This is a genomic window from Streptosporangium sp. NPDC000095, from assembly GCF_042899335.1.
In the GTDB taxonomy this organism is placed as follows: Bacteria; Actinomycetota; Actinomycetes; order Streptosporangiales; family Streptosporangiaceae; genus Streptosporangium.
The window spans coordinates 216,495-233,550 of record NZ_JBIAZS010000015.1; the positions used below are offsets into that span (position 1 = coordinate 216,495).

The 17,056-nt window shown below is 71.2% G+C and carries 8 protein-coding genes; all 8 read right to left on the reverse strand.

Annotation, left to right across the window (positions count from 1 at the left end; translation table 11 throughout):
* Window positions 1-19: 19 nt before the first annotated feature.
* Complete coding sequence (locus ACFY3V_RS29865) at window positions 20-1,000, reverse strand: DUF6734 family protein (protein WP_362896956.1); 981 nt, start codon at window positions 998-1,000, stop codon at window positions 20-22.
* Complete coding sequence (locus tag ACFY3V_RS29870) at window positions 991-6,489, reverse strand: amino acid adenylation domain-containing protein (RefSeq protein ID WP_389778142.1); 5,499 nt, start codon at window positions 6,487-6,489, stop codon at window positions 991-993. Before ACFY3V_RS29870 ends, ACFY3V_RS29865 begins: the two co-directional genes overlap by 10 nt.
* Before the next feature lie 4 nt (window positions 6,490-6,493).
* Window positions 6,494-9,589: an amino acid adenylation domain-containing protein gene (locus tag ACFY3V_RS29875; RefSeq protein ID WP_389778144.1), complete on the reverse strand. Its 3,096-nt coding sequence runs from the start codon at window positions 9,587-9,589 to the stop codon at window positions 6,494-6,496.
* A gap of 61 nt (window positions 9,590-9,650) precedes the next feature.
* Entirely contained in the window at window positions 9,651-12,221 is a 2,571-nt protein-coding gene (locus ACFY3V_RS29880) for an AMP-binding protein (protein WP_362896959.1), read from the reverse strand.
* Window positions 12,222-12,412: 191 nt separating this feature from the next.
* Window positions 12,413-13,468, reverse strand: coding sequence for a LacI family DNA-binding transcriptional regulator (locus ACFY3V_RS29885; RefSeq protein ID WP_362896960.1), 1,056 nt, complete (start codon window positions 13,466-13,468; stop codon window positions 12,413-12,415).
* A complete protein-coding gene (locus ACFY3V_RS29890) occupies window positions 13,458-15,074 on the reverse strand; it encodes a glycoside hydrolase family 13 protein (RefSeq protein WP_389778147.1) in 1,617 nt (538 codons plus the stop codon). Before ACFY3V_RS29890 ends, ACFY3V_RS29885 begins: the two co-directional genes overlap by 11 nt.
* Window positions 15,075-15,124: 50 nt before the next feature.
* Entirely contained in the window at window positions 15,125-16,003 is an 879-nt protein-coding gene (locus ACFY3V_RS29895) for a carbohydrate ABC transporter permease (protein WP_362896962.1), read from the reverse strand.
* Window positions 16,000-16,902: a carbohydrate ABC transporter permease gene (locus ACFY3V_RS29900; RefSeq protein ID WP_389778150.1), complete on the reverse strand. Its 903-nt coding sequence runs from the start codon at window positions 16,900-16,902 to the stop codon at window positions 16,000-16,002. The genes ACFY3V_RS29895 and ACFY3V_RS29900 overlap by 4 nt, the downstream gene beginning before the upstream one ends.
* Window positions 16,903-17,056: the final 154 nt, after the last annotated feature.

The following is a 17,056-nucleotide window of genomic DNA, read 5'->3' on the forward strand; positions in this document are numbered from 1 at the left end:
AGCAGGTCTCGGCACGGGGTCATGGCCTCTTCCAATCGAGGACGGTGGGGCCGTGCGCGGCCAGGTCGCGCCGGACGGCCCGGATGAGGTCGGCGCACTCTTCGAGCGCGGGCACAGACAAGAGCAGTTCGGCGGCGGAGGGGTGGTTCCAGAGCAGATCCTCCAGCAGGTAGCGCCAGTAGGCCGGACGCAGCTCGGGGAACTGGCGCAGCAGGCGCTTCTGATTCCAGGTGTGGTGGAACCGGTCGGCGTAGGAGGGCCCGTCCCACTCCTCGGTCTCCACGATCCAGAAGCGCTCGGTGACCGGGCGCGGGTCCACGCCGAGGGAGCGGGCGACCGCGGGGGCGATGCGCTGCTCGGCGAAGGTCTGGCGGACGATCGGGTCGGTGCTCGAAGGGCCCGCGTTGCCGGTCATGAACGCCATCGCCGCCTCGGCGTACTCGGCGCGGTGCCGGTCGTCGAGAAAGACCGAGACGGCCATGTTCGCGGCCGGGGTGTCGAACGTCCAGCGGGACAGGTCCAGGCCCGCGGGATTGGGGATCTCCTCGATCGGCGGGTAGACGGAGTTGCCGACCGACTCCCAGTGCGCGAAGACGAACCCCCCGCGCTCCAGGTGGTCGATGGGTCGGCGCAGGTAGAAGTCGGTGTCGACCACGGCGAACGGCGCGGCTCGCGACAGGGCCGCATGGCTCTTGCCCGCCGCGAAGTACAGGAGCGGGTCGACGTCAAGGGCGTCCAACTCGTCCAGGTGGGTGTCGACCCGGTCGTAGAGCACGTCGAGCCCCTGCGCGGCGGTGTAGGAGGCTCCCAGCTCGTCGGTCACCAGTTCGACGCCTCCGTGGAAGGTACGCCAGGCATGGACGCTGTGCACGCAGGTGAGGATCTCCTCGACCGGCACCCCATAGGGGCCGTTCTCCAGCGCCCGGTCCCGATGGCGGCGGAGGCCGGCCCGGTACGGGCCGGTCCAGTTGACGTGGACTGCGGGGACGGTCAGGGACACTGGACCGGCTCCTTTCTCGTCGTTCTTGCGTCCGGTCCGGCCCTTCGGCTCAGGGCCTCGATACCGACGAGGTCGTCTGCCACGGCGTCCGGCACCTCGTCGTCGAAACGGGAAAGCGCCCGGCTGCGCAGCGCGCCGGCCACGATCAGTGCGACCAGCAGGCCGCATACGATGTACATGAACGCGATGCCGCGGCCCGGCCCCACCCCGATGACCGCACCCGCCGTATCGGCCAGCAGGCCGCCCGGCAGGAACATCGGCTCCAGCAGGCGCTCGCCGAACGGCGCGATCAGGACCACGCCGAGCGGAATCGTCGACAGCGCGACCATCTGGTTGAGCGCGAAGACCCGGCCGTGGAACCGCTGGGGCACCTTGACCTGGACGATGGTGGCGTAGACGCCGTTGACGAGCGCGAGCGAGCAGGACACCCCGAACGCACCGGCTCCGACGAACAGCAGCGACTCGTGCGCACCGGTCACCAGGCAGCAGGCCGCCAGCGCCAGCGTCCCCATCAGCACGCCGAACATCCGGCGGCGCGCCGGTCCACCCCACACGCTCATGACCAGGCCGCCGGTCACCGCGCCCGCGCCGCCGAGCAGTGCTACGAACCCGGCGTCGCCGAGCGTCCCGAAGGAGAGCACCAGCGGTGAGAAGAGCAGGAACACCGGGGAGAGCACCAGGTTGAAGAGCGCGAAGAAGACCAGCATGGCCCGGAAGCCGGGCCGGCCCATCTGCAGCCGGAATCCCCCGGCGATCTCCGCCGCGACGGACTCGTGGCGCTCACCGGCCAGCCTCGCGGGAAAGGCGACGCAGAGCAACACGATCACCCCCGCGACGTACCCGGCGACGTCGAGCACCAGGATGCCTCCCAGCCCGGTGAGCGCGAGCAGTCCCACCGCGCCAAGCGGCGCGATGAACTGCGCCACGCCTGTGGTCGCTTGGACCACCCCGTTGGCATGCCCGAGATAGCGTTTGGGGACCAGTTGCGGGATGGCCGAGATGTAGGCCAGTCGCTGGAAGGTCAGCGCGACGGACAGGGCGGTGAGCAACGGGTACAGGTGCCAGACCTCCAGGCCGCCGCTCCACACCAGGATGCCGGTGATCAGCTGTACGACGAGCGCCGCGACGTTGCCGCCGAGCATGACGGCCCGCCTGCTCGATCGGTCCACGATCGCTCCGGCCAGCGGGGCGACCAGGATTCCGGGAATCAGCGCGAGCATCTGAAGCACGGCGAACCGGGTGAGCGATCCGCCGTCCAGGTAGGTGGAGATGGGAATCGCGAACTCGGTGAGCGTGGCGCCCACGATGGTGACCAACTGCCCGACCGCGATCGTCAGGAATCGCGCCAGGCTCGGTTCGGGCGCTTCCCCATCTCCCGCCCCGCTGGAGCGATCCAGGCCAACCGGGGCGTCCGGGGCGCCGGAGGTGGCGGCGAGGCGCCAGGTACCGCTGGTGGATTCCGGCGGCCCCGCCCCTGGCGCCGGAGGTTCCACGAGGGCCGGGTGGACCGTGGTGACGATCTCGGCCAGTTCCTCGGCCCGGTACTTGAGGAAGTAGTGGCCCCCCTCGTCGAGCACGGCGAGGGCGGTACGGGGCGACAGGAAACCCCACTCGGTGTAGCGCTCGCGGTGGAACTCGGTGCTGGGGTCGCGCTCGCCGACCACCGAGACGATCGGGGCCCTCAGCGGTTCCGCCCCCTCCTCGACCAGCCGGGTGAAGTAGTCCTCCGCCTCGCGGGAGTCGTGCCGCATGTTGCGCACGACGAACGCCAGCTGCTCCTCGGTCAGCCCGGTCAGGTCGGCCCCCATGCCGGTCAGCCAGTTCACCTGGCCCCGATCGGCGCGCAGCCGTTCCAGCCTGGTGAGACGTGCCCAGCGACCGAGCACGCCGCGGGTGGGCCGGGCGAACGGGAACAGCCCTCCGAGGTAGACCGCCTCAAGCGGACGCCCCGCGGCCTCCACCTGGCGGGCGATCTCGACGGTCAGCGCGCCGCCCACCCCGCAGTGACCGTAGAGCACCAGTGGCCCGGACACCTTGGCCAGGATCTCGGTCACGCACTCGGCGGCAACCTCGGCCAGCGGGCGTGGCTCCTCGGCCAGCCCCAGGTCGTGTCCGGGCACCGCCACCGCGTGCAGCGCGCACCCTGCGGGCAGGGCGTCGGCGAGCGGCTGGTAGACCACCGCACTGCCGCCGCCGTACGGCACGCACACCAGGGACAGCTCGGGGGTGGCGATCGAAGGTGTCAGCTCGTACAGCAGGCCGCGCGGCCCGCTGTCGTCCGACTCGACGAGGGCGGCCAGGGCTCGCGGGCTCGGATGGCCGAACAGGTCCATCACACTGATCGGCCGCATGCCGTCCAGGCTCCGGCGGAGCCTGGCGACCACCCGCACGGCGAGCAGCGAGTGCCCGCCCAGGTCGAAGAAGTCGTCCACGGCACCGACCCGTTCCACCTCGAGCACCTGCGCGAACGCCGCCGCGACGGCCTCCTCGACCATCCCGGAGGGCGGCTCGAACTCCCCGGTCCGATCCGGTCCGGTCGCCCCGGGGTCGGGGAGCGCGGCCCTGTCGACCTTTCCGTGCGACTTCAGCGGCAGCCGCTCCAGCCAGACGTAGCGGGTCGGCACCATGTAGTCGGGCAGCACGGTCCGCAGCCGCCCGCGCAGCTCGGCCACGCCCGATCCGGCGGGTGCCTGGCCGGCCCCCTCGGCCTCGGGTGTCCCGGATGTCCCGGATGTCCCCGCCGCGACCAGGTAGGCGACCAGTTCCAGTGCCCCGGGCCGGCCGCGGGCGTCCACCACCGCGTGAGCGACGCCGGGGAGGGCGCGGAGTGCCTCGTCGACCTCGGCCAGCTCGACCCGGTACCCGCGGATCTTGACCTGGAGGTCGCGGCGGCCCAGGAACTCCAGGTCGCCGCTGGGTAGCCTGCGTACCAGGTCACCGGTGCGGTAGAGCCTGCCCCCCGGCTCGCCGTAGGGATCGGGGACGAAGGCGGCGGCGGTCAGGTCCGGGCGGCCGAGATACCCGCGTGCCAGCCGGTCGCCGCCGAGGCAGAGCTCACCGACCACGCCGATCGGCACCGGCCTGAGGCCGGCGTCCAGGACGTAGGCCCGGACATGGCCGAGCGGTCGCCCGATCGGGGTGATCGGCCCCCGGACGTCGTCCTCGGCCCCTACCTCGTACGTGGTCACGCCGACGGTCGCCTCGGTGGGGCCGTAGTGGTTGACCACCCGGCAGACGCCGAGGGCAGCCAGCTCGCGGGTCCACTCCCAGGCCGAACCCTCGCCACCGAGGATGAGCATGCGGCGGGGCAGGATCCGGCGCGGGTCGACCTCGGCGGTGAGCGCCCCCAGGTGTGAGGGGGTGATTTTCAGGTAGTCGATCCCCACCCGGTCCGCGTAGTCGGCGAGGTCAGGGCCGGAGATCCGTGACGGGACGAGGTGCAGGCATCCTCCCGTAGCCAGGGCCAGGTAGAAGATCGTGACTCCGAAGTCGAAGGAGAGCGACTGCAGCAGGGCGTACTGGGCGCCGTCCACGATCTCGAATCGCTCGCGCACGTCGGCGAGGTAGTTGAGGACCTGCCTGTGCTGCACGGCGACGCCCTTGGGCAGGCCGGTCGAGCCCGAGGTGTAGATCACGTAGGCCAGGTCGTCCGGCCCCGTTCCCCCGGGCTCCCGAGGATCCGCGAGAGCCGCGGGATCTTTGGGGTCCACGACCTCGCCCCCATCGAGCAGAACCGTGACCTGGGCGCGGAGCGGATCCGTCAGCGCCGGAGCGGTCACCAGCACCGTCGCCCCCGAATCGGCAACCAGGTGGGCGAGCCGGTCCGCGGGCTGCTCCGGGTCGAGCGGCAGGTAGGCGCCCCCCGCCTTGAGCACGGCCAGCACGGCCACCGCCAGGTCAGGGGAATGCTCCAGGCAGACGGCGACGCGGGTGTCCCTGCCGACCCCGTGACCGCGCAGCACCCGGGCGAGCCGGTCGGCTCGAGAGTCGAGTTCACCGTAGGTCAGCTCGGTGGCGCCGAAGACGACCGCGACGGCCTCCGGTGAGCGGGCCGCGGCACGCTCCACGAGCCCGTGCAGGGTGGTGACCCCCTCGGCGGCGCCCCGGCCTGAGGCCCCGCCGTTCCATCGTTCCAGGATGAGCTCACGCTCGTCCTCATCGAGCAGTTCCAGCTCCGACAGCCGGGTGTCCGGGGCACCGGTCGCGCAGCGCAGGAGGTTCTCGAAGTGGGCGGCGAGCCGTTCGGCGGTGCCGGGTTCGAACAGGTCCGCGTTGTAGGAGAGGTGCGCCCGCAGCCCGTCGCCCTCGTGTCCGATCTCCAGGGAGAGGTCGAACTTGGACAGGGCGAAGCCGCCCTCGAACAGCTCGGTGGTGATCCCGGGCAGCGGTAGCCCCTCCTGGTGCCGGCCGTGCAGGACCAGCTGGGCCTGGAAGACCGGGGTTCGCGACAGGTCCCGGTCCACCCCGAGCTCGTTGACCAGGACGTCGAAGGGCGTGTCCTGGCGCTGGTACGCCTCCAGCGCCATCGCGCGGGTACGGCGCAGCAGGTCGCGGAAGGTCGGATCGCCCGACAGGTCGCCCCGCAGCACGAGCGTGTTGACGACGAAACCGATCATTCCCTCCAGCTCGGGCCGGTCCCTGGCCGCGACCGGGGTGCCCAGGCAGATGTCCTCCTGCCCGGTATGGCGGGCCAGCAGTGCCTGGAAGGCCGCGGTGAGCGTCATGAACAGCGTGCAGCGCTCGTGCCTGGCCAGCCCGGCCACCTCGGCCGCCAGCGGCCCCGAAATGATCCGCGAGACGTAGGCGCCGCGCGCGGTCCTGATCCGGGGACGCGGGCGGTCGGTGGGCAGCGCGAGAACCGGCGGATCGGCGAGCTTGGCCCGCCAGTAGCCCAGGTCCTCCTCGGCGAGGGCCTCGCGGCGGGCCACGGCGTACTCGGCGTACTGTAGTGCGGGCGGCGGAAGCGGGGAGGGCAGCCCCGCAGCGAACGCCTCGTACAGGGCGGTCAGCTCGCCGCGGAGTACGCCCAGTGACCAGCCGTCCACCGCGATGTGGTGGACGACGAGGCAGAACACGTGGTCGCCGGCGGCCAGCCGGAGAAGGACGGCGCGCAGCACCGGCCCTGCCGCCAGGTCGAACCCCCGGTTGGTCAGCTCGGCCACCAGCTCCCGCGCTCGAACGACCGGGTCCGGCACGGACTCACCGGACAGGTCGACCCGCTCCAGGCCGGGGCCGGACTCCTCGGCGACCTGGACCGGCCGGCCTTCCACGCTCGGGTAGCGGGTGCGCAGCACCTCGTGCCTGGCCACGACCTCGTCGAACGCGCCGGCCAGCGCCGCGGCGTCCAGCGGTCCGCGCAGCCGTTCCGAGACGTAGACGTTGTAGGCGGCGTCACCGGGGTTGAGCTGATCCAGGAACCAGAGCCGTTCCTGGCCTGGCGAGAGCGGGACGCCGTCGGAGCGGGCGGCGTCCCGCAAGTGGGTCAGCACGTGCTCAGCCCTCCCCGCGCAGGCGCTCGACCGCGGCGGCGACCGCCTGGATCGTGGAGTCGTCGTAGTAGACGTGGAGCGGCAGGTCGGCGCCCAGGCGCAGACGGACCCGTGAGGCGATCTGGGTGATGGTGAGCGAGTGCCCGCCCAGCTCGAACAGGTCCTCCTCAGGACCGACCTCCGCCACCCCCAGCACCTCGCACCAGATCTCGTGGAGCTCGGCGGCCACGCCGCTGTAGGTGACCGGTACCGCCGAGGCCGCTTTCGCCTCCCGCTCCCCTCCCGTGTCGAGGGCGGGTAGCGCGCTCCGGTCGAGCTTGCCGTTCGCGGTGAGCGGCAGCGGGGACAGGTGTACGAAGTCGCTCGGGACCATGTACGGCGGGAGCGTCCTCGCACAATGCTCCCGCAGGTCAGCGGGGACGGCCTCGGCCTCCAGATAGGCGACCAGCCGCCGCTCGCCCTTGTCGTCCTCCCTGGCGAGCACGGCCGCGCGGCGGATCTGAGAATGTTCGAGCAGCCGGGCCTCGATCTCGCCCGGCTCGATGCGATGGCCGCGGAGCTTGATCTGGTCGTCCAGTCTGCCGATGAACTCGATCAGGCCGTCGGCTCTCCTGAGCACCCGGTCGCCGGTGCGGTAAAGCCGTCCGGGGCCGAACGGATCGTCCGCGAACCGCTCCGCGGTCAGCTCGGGCCGGTTCCGGTAGCCGTCGGCGATGCCGTCGCCCGCGACGCACAGCTCACCCGGCACCCCGACGGGGAGCAGACCGAGCCGTTCGTCGAGCACGTGGACCCGAGTGTTGGCGAGCGGCTCGCCGATCGGCACCGTCGTGACAGGTTCGGTGATCTCCGCGCTCATCGACCAGATCGTCGTCTCGGTGGGACCGTAGACGTTGATCAGACGGCCGGTCCTGCGCAGGATCTCGCGAGCCAGCGGGGCGGGCAGTGCCTCCCCACCCGCCAGCGCCGTCACGTGCGGCAGGTCGAGCCCGGAGTCGAGCAGCATCCGCCAGCCGGACGGGGTGGCCTGCACGTGGGTCACCCCGCACCCGGCGATCCTGACGAGTTCGCGCCCGTCCCTGACGGCGTCGCCGGGGGCGATGATGACCCGGCCGCCGGTGATCAGCGGCAGGTAGAGCTCCAGCGCGGAGATGTCGAACGACAGCGAGGTCAGGGCGAGCCAGCCGTCCCCCCTGCGGGAACCGAGCCGGTCGCGCATGGCGAGCAGCAGGTTGGTCAGTGCCCGGTGCGGGATCTCCACGCCCTTCGGGCGTCCCGTGGAGCCGGAGGTGTAGATGACGTAGGCGAGATCCTCCGGCGATGGCCGGCCGAAACCGGCCGGCTCGGCCACCTCAACCGGGGTGACCAGGTCTTCGAGGACAATGATGGGGAGCTCGAATCCGGCCAGCCGGTCTCGTGTCGCCGGATCGGTCAGGAGCAGTCCGGCGCCGGAGTCCTCCAGCACGAAACGGAGCCGCTCCTCGGGGTGTCCTGGATCGAGCGGCAGGTAGGCTCCCCCGGCTCGCGCCACGGCCAGCAGCCCGACCAGGGTCGCCTGCGAGCGCTCCGCGCAGATCGCCACCAGCCTCCCCCGGCCCACTCCCTCGGCGCGCAGCCGCAGGGCCAGGCGGTCGGTGGCCGCGCTGAGCTCCGCGTAGGTCATCGAGTCCGTGCCACACTCGACGGCCGTGGCGTCCGGGGTACGGGCCGCCTGCGCGGCCACCAGCTCGGGCAGGGTGAGCTCGGGGTAGTCGACCGATGTGTCGTTCCAGTCCGACAGCAGCAGCTCGGTCTCCTCGGCGCCGAGCAGCGGCAGCCCGGTCAGGGGCGCGTCCGGTTCGGCCGCCACCGCGGCGAGCAGCGTCCGCCAGTGGGCGGCGACCCGCTCGGCGTCGTCGCGGCCCATCGCCTCCGGGTTGTACTGGAGGGCGACACCGAAGCGGTCCGGCCCGTCCACGATGTGCATGCGCATGGCGCCGCGGACCGTGTGGTTGAAGAGTGCCCACTCCACATGGGCGTCCACGCCGAAGAAGGTGGGAGCGGCCTCGCGCCTGCGGTAGCCGAGCGAGACCGGCGCGAGCGAGACGCCGGGCCGTACGCCGCTGACCGCCCGTGACAGCGGCACCTCCCTGACCCGGTAGAGGCCACGCAGGTCGGAGCGGAGCCCGTGGACGAACCGCTGGTCGGCGACGAACCGGCGGAAACTCCAGTCCGGCTGGATCCTGGCCGTGACGGGCAATTCGTTGACGAAGGCGCCGAGGTGGTGGCGGGTCTCCGGCGATCGGGTCCCCAGATCGACCGCGACGGTCGGCTCGGCGTCGCCGTACCGGTACAGGAGCGCGTGCAGCGAGGCGAGCACGATCTCAAACCTGCTGGCACCGATCTCCTGCGACAACCGGGCCAGTGCCTGCCGTGCTTCCTCCGCCAGCGCGAACTCCACGGCCGAGCCCTCGGACGCGCCCCCTGCCGAGATGGCCGTCTCTCCCGACAGTCCCGGCAGGGTCACCTCTGCCGGCTGGCGCCACCGCGAGTGCCAGAACTCCCTGGCGAAGGAGAGCCCGGCTTCGACACGCCCGGCGTCCGGCTCCTCATGGTTCAGCTCGGGCAGGTCCGCGGCGGTTCCGGTGACCTCGGCCCGGTAGAGCTCGGCGAGGTCGCGCAGGAACACCGAGGTGGACTCGCCGTCGAAGACGATGTGGTGTGCCACGACCAGCAGCGTCGCCCTCCCCTCGCCCTCCCGGTACAGGACCGCCCGCGCCAGGGGTCCGGTGGACAGGTCGAAGGTGCGCAGGATCTCGGCCCGTACCGATTCCGCGAGCCGTTCCCGCGAGGTGTCCACCACCTGCAGTACGGGCTGGACCGCGGGTACCAGATAGGGCACGCCCTGCCGCTCCTCGACCGCGCGGGCCAGAATGGGATGGCGGGCGACGAGCCCTTTCCAGGCGGCGACCAGGGCAGCCTCGTCGAGGGGACCGTCGAAGGTGACGGAGAACGGCATCGTATAGACGGTTCCGATGCCGCCCAGTCGTTCGTTGAACCATATTCCCTGTTGGGCGAGCGAGGCCCGAACGGGTGTGGAGTCTATCTCGGACGTCACCGGCATCACTTCCGATCTCAGATGAGGGCTCGGCGAAGAGGGCTCATCAGGGGAGTCAAGGGGTCGATCAGGGAGCGAGGAGATCGCACAGGCGCTGGAACCCCCGGCCGAGGTCATCGGCGGCGGGCCCCGCGCAGACGCCGGACATGGATCCGTCCGGCTGTTCGACGAGGGTGAGGAACGGGCCGCCGTCGACGGGCGGAGCCACGGGCAGCGGGTACGGTTCGGCCTTCAGGCCGGGCAGGTACGGCTCAGGGCGGAAGCCTTCGAAACGGAACCGGCCGGCATGCTCCACCGCCTCCGGCACCGCTTCTGCGAGGCCGATCAGCGCAGCGGGATCGACGGGGTCGCCGGGGATCGTGATCCGGACGGGCACGTCCAGCGCGAGTGGGCCGACCAGCGTGGCGTGGGCGGGTTCCGAACGCCCCGGCTCGCGCACGAGCACCGTCGGCTCGGGCAGGCCGCCCCTCCGCGACAGCACGGCCGCCCAGCAGGCCAGGGCCACCTCGGCGGGCGCCACCCGGCGGGCCCGCGCCACCTGCCGCAGCCGCCCGGCCGTCTCGGGCGGCAGGCTGAAGCCGTATGCCCCGGAGACATCGGCAGGAGGGTGCGGGAGCGGCGACGGGAACCGAGCCGACGGGCCACCGGGGACCGGAGGACGGGTGGCGGCCCAGTCGGCGTAGCTCACGGTGGCCTGCGGGGCCGGCGCCGTACGCCCGGCGAGAGCCGCGGCGTAGGCGGTGCCGAGCTCGTACAGGACCGTCTCGAGTGACCAGTCGTCACAGGCCAGCGCGGAGGCGCAGAGCACCAGCAGGGACCCATCGGGGGTGAGATCGGTGAGGATCGTCCTGAGCAGCGGTCCCCTTTCGAGGTCGAACCCCCGGGACAGCTCGTACTCGACGGCGGCCTCCGCCGGGACGCGGACGAGTTCGGGCTCCGCCTCCGGCGCGATCTCGGCGACGCGGGTGCCGTCCAGCACGGGGAAGGTGAGCCTCAGTGCCTCGTGGGCGGCGGCGACCTCGCGGAGTGCCCTGCGCAGGAGCCCCGGGTCGACGGTGTCGCGCACCCGCATCGCCACCCGGACCGTCTCCCCGTGGGCCGGTGCTCCGGCCTGCCCCGCGGTCAGCGGGACCCGGCGGCCCCGCGCGGCGAACAGCTCGCGGACCTCGGACTTCAGGATCTTCCCGAGGTCGTTGCGGGGGAACTCCTCGACCGGCACGATCCTGGTCGGCAACTCTTGACGGGCCAGCCGCCCGGACAGGAAGTCGCGGATCTCGTCCATCGGCACCGAGTGCGCCAGCCGTACGGCGGCGGCGGGCAGCGCGCCCATCACGGGGTGGGGAACGCCGACGACGGCGGCCTCCGCCACTGCGGGGTGCTCATGCAGTACCGCCTCGATCCGCACGGTCGAGACCTTCAGGGCACCCGACTTGATGACGTCCGTCTCCCTGTCCGACAGGTAGAGGTAGCCGTCGGCGTCGAGGTGGCCGACATCACCCATCCGAACCCAGCCGTCGCGGAAGACCAGCGCGCTGCCCTCGGGGTCGCCCACGTAGGAGCGCGGCGGCGCCGGGGAGCGGAGCCAGACCTCACCCGTCTCCCCCAGAGGCAGCCTCTCCCCGTTCTCACCGAGGACGCGCAGGTCATCGGAGTCGGTGGCGCGCCCCAGGGAGGTGGGCCTGGCGGGATCGACGATCATGGTGGTCTGGGCGGGGACCGCCTCGGTCGAGGTGTAGTAGTTGACCAGCGTCGCCCCGGGGAAGGCGACGGCCAGGTCCTGGGCGACGGAGGGGGGCAGCGCGGCGGCCGAGGAACTGAGCAGCAGCACCCCGGACAGGTCGTACCTGCGATGAGCGCCGGAACCGAGCAGTTCGATCGCCATGGACGGGACGAGGAAGACGGTGCCCGCACGGTGGGTCTCGATGAGGCGGCAGAACTCCTCGGGCTCGAATCCGGGGAGGGTGAGCGCGGCCGGGTGGGCGGTGAGGGCGTCCATCAGCATCATCTGCGCGGCGTTCGTCCCGATGGGAAAGGCGTGCAGGAAACGCTCGGAGTGCGCGTAGGCCCGGCGGCGAGGACGTAGCGGGCGGCCGTGGGTCAGGTTGGCGTGGGTGGCACCGACGCCCTTGGGGGTGTCGGTCGTGCCGGAGGTGTAGATGATCTGAGCGAGGTCGCCCGGCCGTACCTCGACGCCGTCGATCGGTGAGCCGTCGCCGTTGTCCGGCACCGGTGACCACCACCGGCCGGGATCCTTCTCGGCGAGCACGGGGGGCTGCCGCCCGTGCAGCACGCCCACGGCGGCGCAACGTCGCAGGCTGTCGCGTATCTCATGGCCGCCGAGGCGTGCGGAGAGCGGCACCGCCACGCCACCGACCTTGAGTACGGCGCAGAAGGCGACGGCGAAGGCGGGCCACTCGTCCCCGCCGAACAGCAGGCCGACGCGGTCTCCGGGACGGAGGCCGCGCGCGAGCAGACCACGGGCGGCGGCGTTGGAACGCCGTTCCCACTGACCGAAGGTCAGGTCGCCCGATCCGTCGGCGGGCTCACCGGCGACGAGGGCGGGGCGGTCGGGATCGGTCTCCGCCCGTGCCGCGAGCAGCCGGGGAACGGTGGGAGGAGCCGGGTCGTGCACACTCATGCCGACCTCCTGGGCGGGCGCGAGATCGATGGATCGAAAGAAAACGAGGGAGATCCCGGACTGTGGGCGGTCCGGGTGGTGCACATGCCGGGAAGAGGGACCGGCGGTCGATGCCGGTCCCCACGCGGGGAAGGGAGGGGATGGATTCGAGCGAAGGGAAGGGGAGCGGGGAGGATCGAGGGATCAGGCCGTCACCGGATCACCTTGGGGCCGGATCCCGTCGATCCCCTGACGATGAACTCGGGCTGGAAGATCAGTTCGGAGTGCTGTCCTGGCGTGCCCGCGACGGCCTCCAGGAGGGTGTGCACGGCGGCGGTGACCATCGGCTGCACGGGCTGGCGCACGGTGGTGAGCGGCGGATCGGTGAACGCGATCAACGGCGAGTCGTCGAACCCCACCACCGACACCTCCCCCGGCACCGACAACCCCCGATCCCGGCACGCCCGGATCGCCCCCAACGCCATCAGATCCGACGCGCACACGATCCCCGTACACCCCCGCGCCAGCAACTGCGCCGCGGCCGCCTGACCACCCTCCACCGAGAACAACGAATGCGAGATCCACTCGTCGACCTCCGTCACCCCCAACAACTGCGACATCGCCTGCCGATACCCCTCGATCTTCCTGATCACCGGCACGAACCTGCCGGGGCCGACGGCCAGGCCGATGCGCTCATGCCCGAGGTCGGCCAGATGCTGCACGGCCAGCCGGGCCGCGGCCCGGTCGTCCGGGGAGATGAACGGGGCGGGCACGTCGGCGGCGTGTCCGTTGAGCAGGACGATCGGCACGCCCTGCCCGATCAGCTGGGTGTAGCGGTCCGAGCGCGCGGTGATGTCGGCGTGCAGTCCGGAGACGAAGATGATCCCGCTCACCCCGCGCTCCACGAGAACCTCGGTGAACTCGTCCTCGACCGCCCCGCCGGGCAGTTGGGTGCAGAGCACCGGGGTGTAGCCGTGCTGGGTGAGCGTCTTCTCGAAGGCCTGGGCGAAGGCGGGGAAGATCGGGTTGTCCAGCTCGGGGGTGACCAGGCCGATCAGCCCGTTGCTGCGCTGGCGCAGCCGCTGGGGGCGCTCGTACCCCATCAGGTCCAGAGCCGTCAGCACCGCCTGCCTGGTGAGGGCGGACACGCCCGGCTTGCCGTTGAGCACCCGGCTGACCGTGGCCTCGCTCACCCCGGCCTGCGCGGCGATGTCGGTCAGCCTGGCGGTTCCGTTGCCGGCGCCGAGTTGCCCGGTGCTATGCGACATCGGGTTCCCACCAGACGGCGGAGTCGGGGGCGAGCCGTACCACGCCGTCCTCGACGGCCGTCTCCGTGCTGGCCAGCAGGATCCGCCCGGGGGCGGGCAGTTCCACGGGCTCGCCGGTGAGGTTGAGCGTGCAGGCGAAGCCTTCGCCCCTGGAGAAGGCGAGGGTGCCCCCCGGGGAGTCGAGCCAGGTGAGCGGGGCGTCGTCGAAGGAGCGGCGCTCGCGTCTGATCCTCAGCGCCTCCCGGTAGAGGTTCAGCGTGGAGAGCGGGTCGTCGAGCTGGGAGGCGACGCTGAGCGGCCCCCAGGAGGGCGGCATGGGCAGCCAGGTCGCCTCGGCGCCGGGCAGGCTGAAGCCGAAGTGCGGCTCGTCGTCGGCCCACGGGAGCGGCACCCGGCAGCCGTCGCGGCCGTGGTCGGGGTTGCGCAGGCGCTGCGGGTCACGCTGGAACTCCTCCGGCAGGTCGAGGACCTCGGGCAGCCCGAGCTCCTCGCCCTGGTAGACGTAGGCCGAGCCGGGCAGGGAGAGCGTCAGCAGGGCGGCGGCGCGGGAGCGGCGCAGGCCGATCTCGCCGCCGCCGTACCTGGTGAGATGACGTTTGACGTCGTGGTTGGAAAGCACCCAGGTGGACGGCGCGCCGACCATTCCCGCCGTCGTGAGCGACTCCTGGATGACCGCGCGGAACGGAGCGGCCTCCCAGGGAGTGACGAGGAAGTGGAAGTTGAACGCCTGGTGCATCTCGTCGGGGCGGACGTAGTTGGCCAGCCGCTGCGAGGACGGCGCCCACGCCTCGGCGACGCCGATCCGCTCTCCCGGGTAGGAGTCGAGCAGTTTGCGCCAGGCGCGATGGATCTCGTGCACGCCGTCCTGGTCGAAGAACGGCACCACCTCGGTGCCGATCATCCCGACCTGGTCGGCGTGGCCGACGTCGGGCAGGCCCTCGGCCTTGACCATGCCGTGGGCGACGTCGATACGGAAGCCGTCCACGCCCATGTCGAGCCAGAACCGCAGGATCGACTCGAACTCCGCGTGAACTTCGGGGTTCTCCCAGTTCAGGTCGGGCTGCTGCGGGGCGAACAGGTGAAGGTACCACTCGCCGTCGGGCAGCCGGGTCCACGCGGGGCCGCCGAAGACCGACTCCCAGTCGTTGGGCGGCAGTTCCCCGCCGACCCCCCGGCCCTCGCGGAAGATGTAGCGCTCACGCGCGGGGTCTCCCGGAGGCGCCGCCAGGGCCTCCAGGAACCACGCGTGCCGGTCGGAGGTGTGGTTGGGCACCACGTCCACGATGACCCGCAGGCCGTGCCGGTGCGCGTCGTCGATCAGTGCCCCGGCGTCGGCGAGCGACCCGAAGATCGGGTCGACGTCCCGGTAGTCGGCCACGTCGTAGCCGAAGTCGGCCATCGGCGAGGTGAAGAACGGGGTGAGCCAGATCGCGTCGACCCCGAGATCCGCCAGGTAGGGGAGCCTGCCGCGCACGCCGATCAGGTCTCCCACGCCGTCGCCGTTGCCGTCGGCGAAGCTGCGCACGTAGACCTGGTAGATCACCGCGTCGCGCCACCATCGGGTGACGGCCCCGGCAGCGAGGCCCGCCCGGACAAGCTCGGTCATATTAAATCCCCCGATCAGATGACATACCAGGATGTAGTAGCACGGTGGTGTTACGACTTCGTGGCGCCAGCGGTAAGTCCGGCGACCAGGTGCCGCTGGACGAGCAGGAAGACCACCGCCGCGGGCAACGCGATCAGCACCGCCGAGGCGGTGAGCAGGCCCCAATCGGCCCAGAACTGCCCGACGAACTGCTGCAGACCGGCGGCGAGGGTGCGCTTGTCGTCCCCCGTCATGAAGACCGAGGCGTAGGCGACCTCACCCCAGGCCGTCATGAAGGAGTAGAACGCGGTGACCGCGATGCTGGGCCGGGCCAGCGGCAGGATGACCCGCCAGAACACGCCGAACGGGGTCAGTCCGTCGATCATGCCGGCCTGGTCGATCTCGCGCGGGATGGAGTCGAAGTAGCCCTTCATCATCCACGCGCAGAACGGCACCGCCACGGTCATATAGGCGATGACCAGTCCCGGAATCTGGTTGAGCAGTCCGAGGCCCGCCATCAGGTTGTAGAGCGGCACGATCAGGATCGCCACCGGGAACATCTGGGTGATCAGCAGCATCCACATGACACCGCGGTAGCCGGGAAAACGGAAGCGGCTGATGGCATACCCGGTCGTGGAAGCCAGGAAAACACCGATGATCGTGGTCAGTCCCGCGATGATCACGGAGTTGAGCAACCAGGTCGGGAACTGTGTCTCGGTCAGCACGCGGACGTAGTTGTCCAGCGAGGAGTCGTCGAAGAACTTCAGTTCGCTGGAGAGCCAGCCGTCGCGTGGCTTGAGCGAGGTCAAGATCAGCCACACGATGGGGAACAGCGAGATGACGGACGCGATGATCAGCGTCCCGTGCAAAAGGATCGAGCTGCCGATGCCGCGATCCTCGCGGCCGCGGGCGCGCCCGCGCCTCGCGGAACCTGCCGTGACGGTGCTCACCAGACCTCCCCTTGCTTGCGCAGCGCGCGGCGGTAGACCAGGGCCATCACGACGAGAAGCAGAAGGATGATCACTCCCCATGCCGCCGAACCCGAGTAGTTGCGGATGCCGGTGAATGCCTCACGGTAAGCGTAGGTCACCAGGATCTCCGTGGAACTGCCCGGACCTCCGCCTGTGATCAGGAAGATCAACGGGAACATGTTGAACGTCCAGATCGTGCCCAGCAGGACGATGGTGCTGGAGACGGTTCGCAGGCCGGGGACCGTGATGTGGCGGAAGCGCTGCCACGGCGTGGCACCGTCCACCTCTGCCGCCTCATAAAGCTCACCGGGGATCGACTGGAGCCCGCCCAGCAGGGCCACCATCATGAACGGCACGCCTACCCAGACGTTGACCGCGATGACCGCGATCTTCGCCGTGGTCGGGTCGTCGAGCCAGCCGACCGCGCCCAGGCCCGTGGCCTTCAGCATCGCGTTGATGACGCCGAAGTCGCTGTTGTAGAGGTAGCGCCAGATGAAGGCGGCGACGAAGGGAGGGATCGCCCACGGCAGGATCAGCATCAACCGGTAGGCCGAGCGGAAGCGCAACTTCCGGTTGAGCAGCAGGGCCAGACCGAGGCCGAGGCCGTAGTGCAGCCCGACACAGGCGACGGTCCAGATGACCGTCCAGGTCAGCTTGTCCCAGAACAAGCCACCGGTGAGGATGTCGAGGTAGTTGCCGATCCCGATGAACTCGTAGGTCGAGGGGATGACGTTGACGCCGATCGTCCGCCCCATGGTGGCCTCGGTGGCGTCGGTCAGGGACAGATACACACCCCGGACCAGCGGCCAGCCGATCAGGATGGCGGTGACCACGACAACCGGGGCCACCATGGCCCAGGCGTACCAGTACTGCGACATCGACCGCCGGATCGGGCCGACCTTCTTGGGGCGGCCCCGGGCGCGGGGGGGGGGGGGGGGCGGCCGCCCGCCCGGGGCGCCCCCCCCCCCCGGGGGGCCCCGGGGGGGGGCCCCCCCCCCCCCCCCCCCGCCCCCCAAGCGAGCCGGACCACCG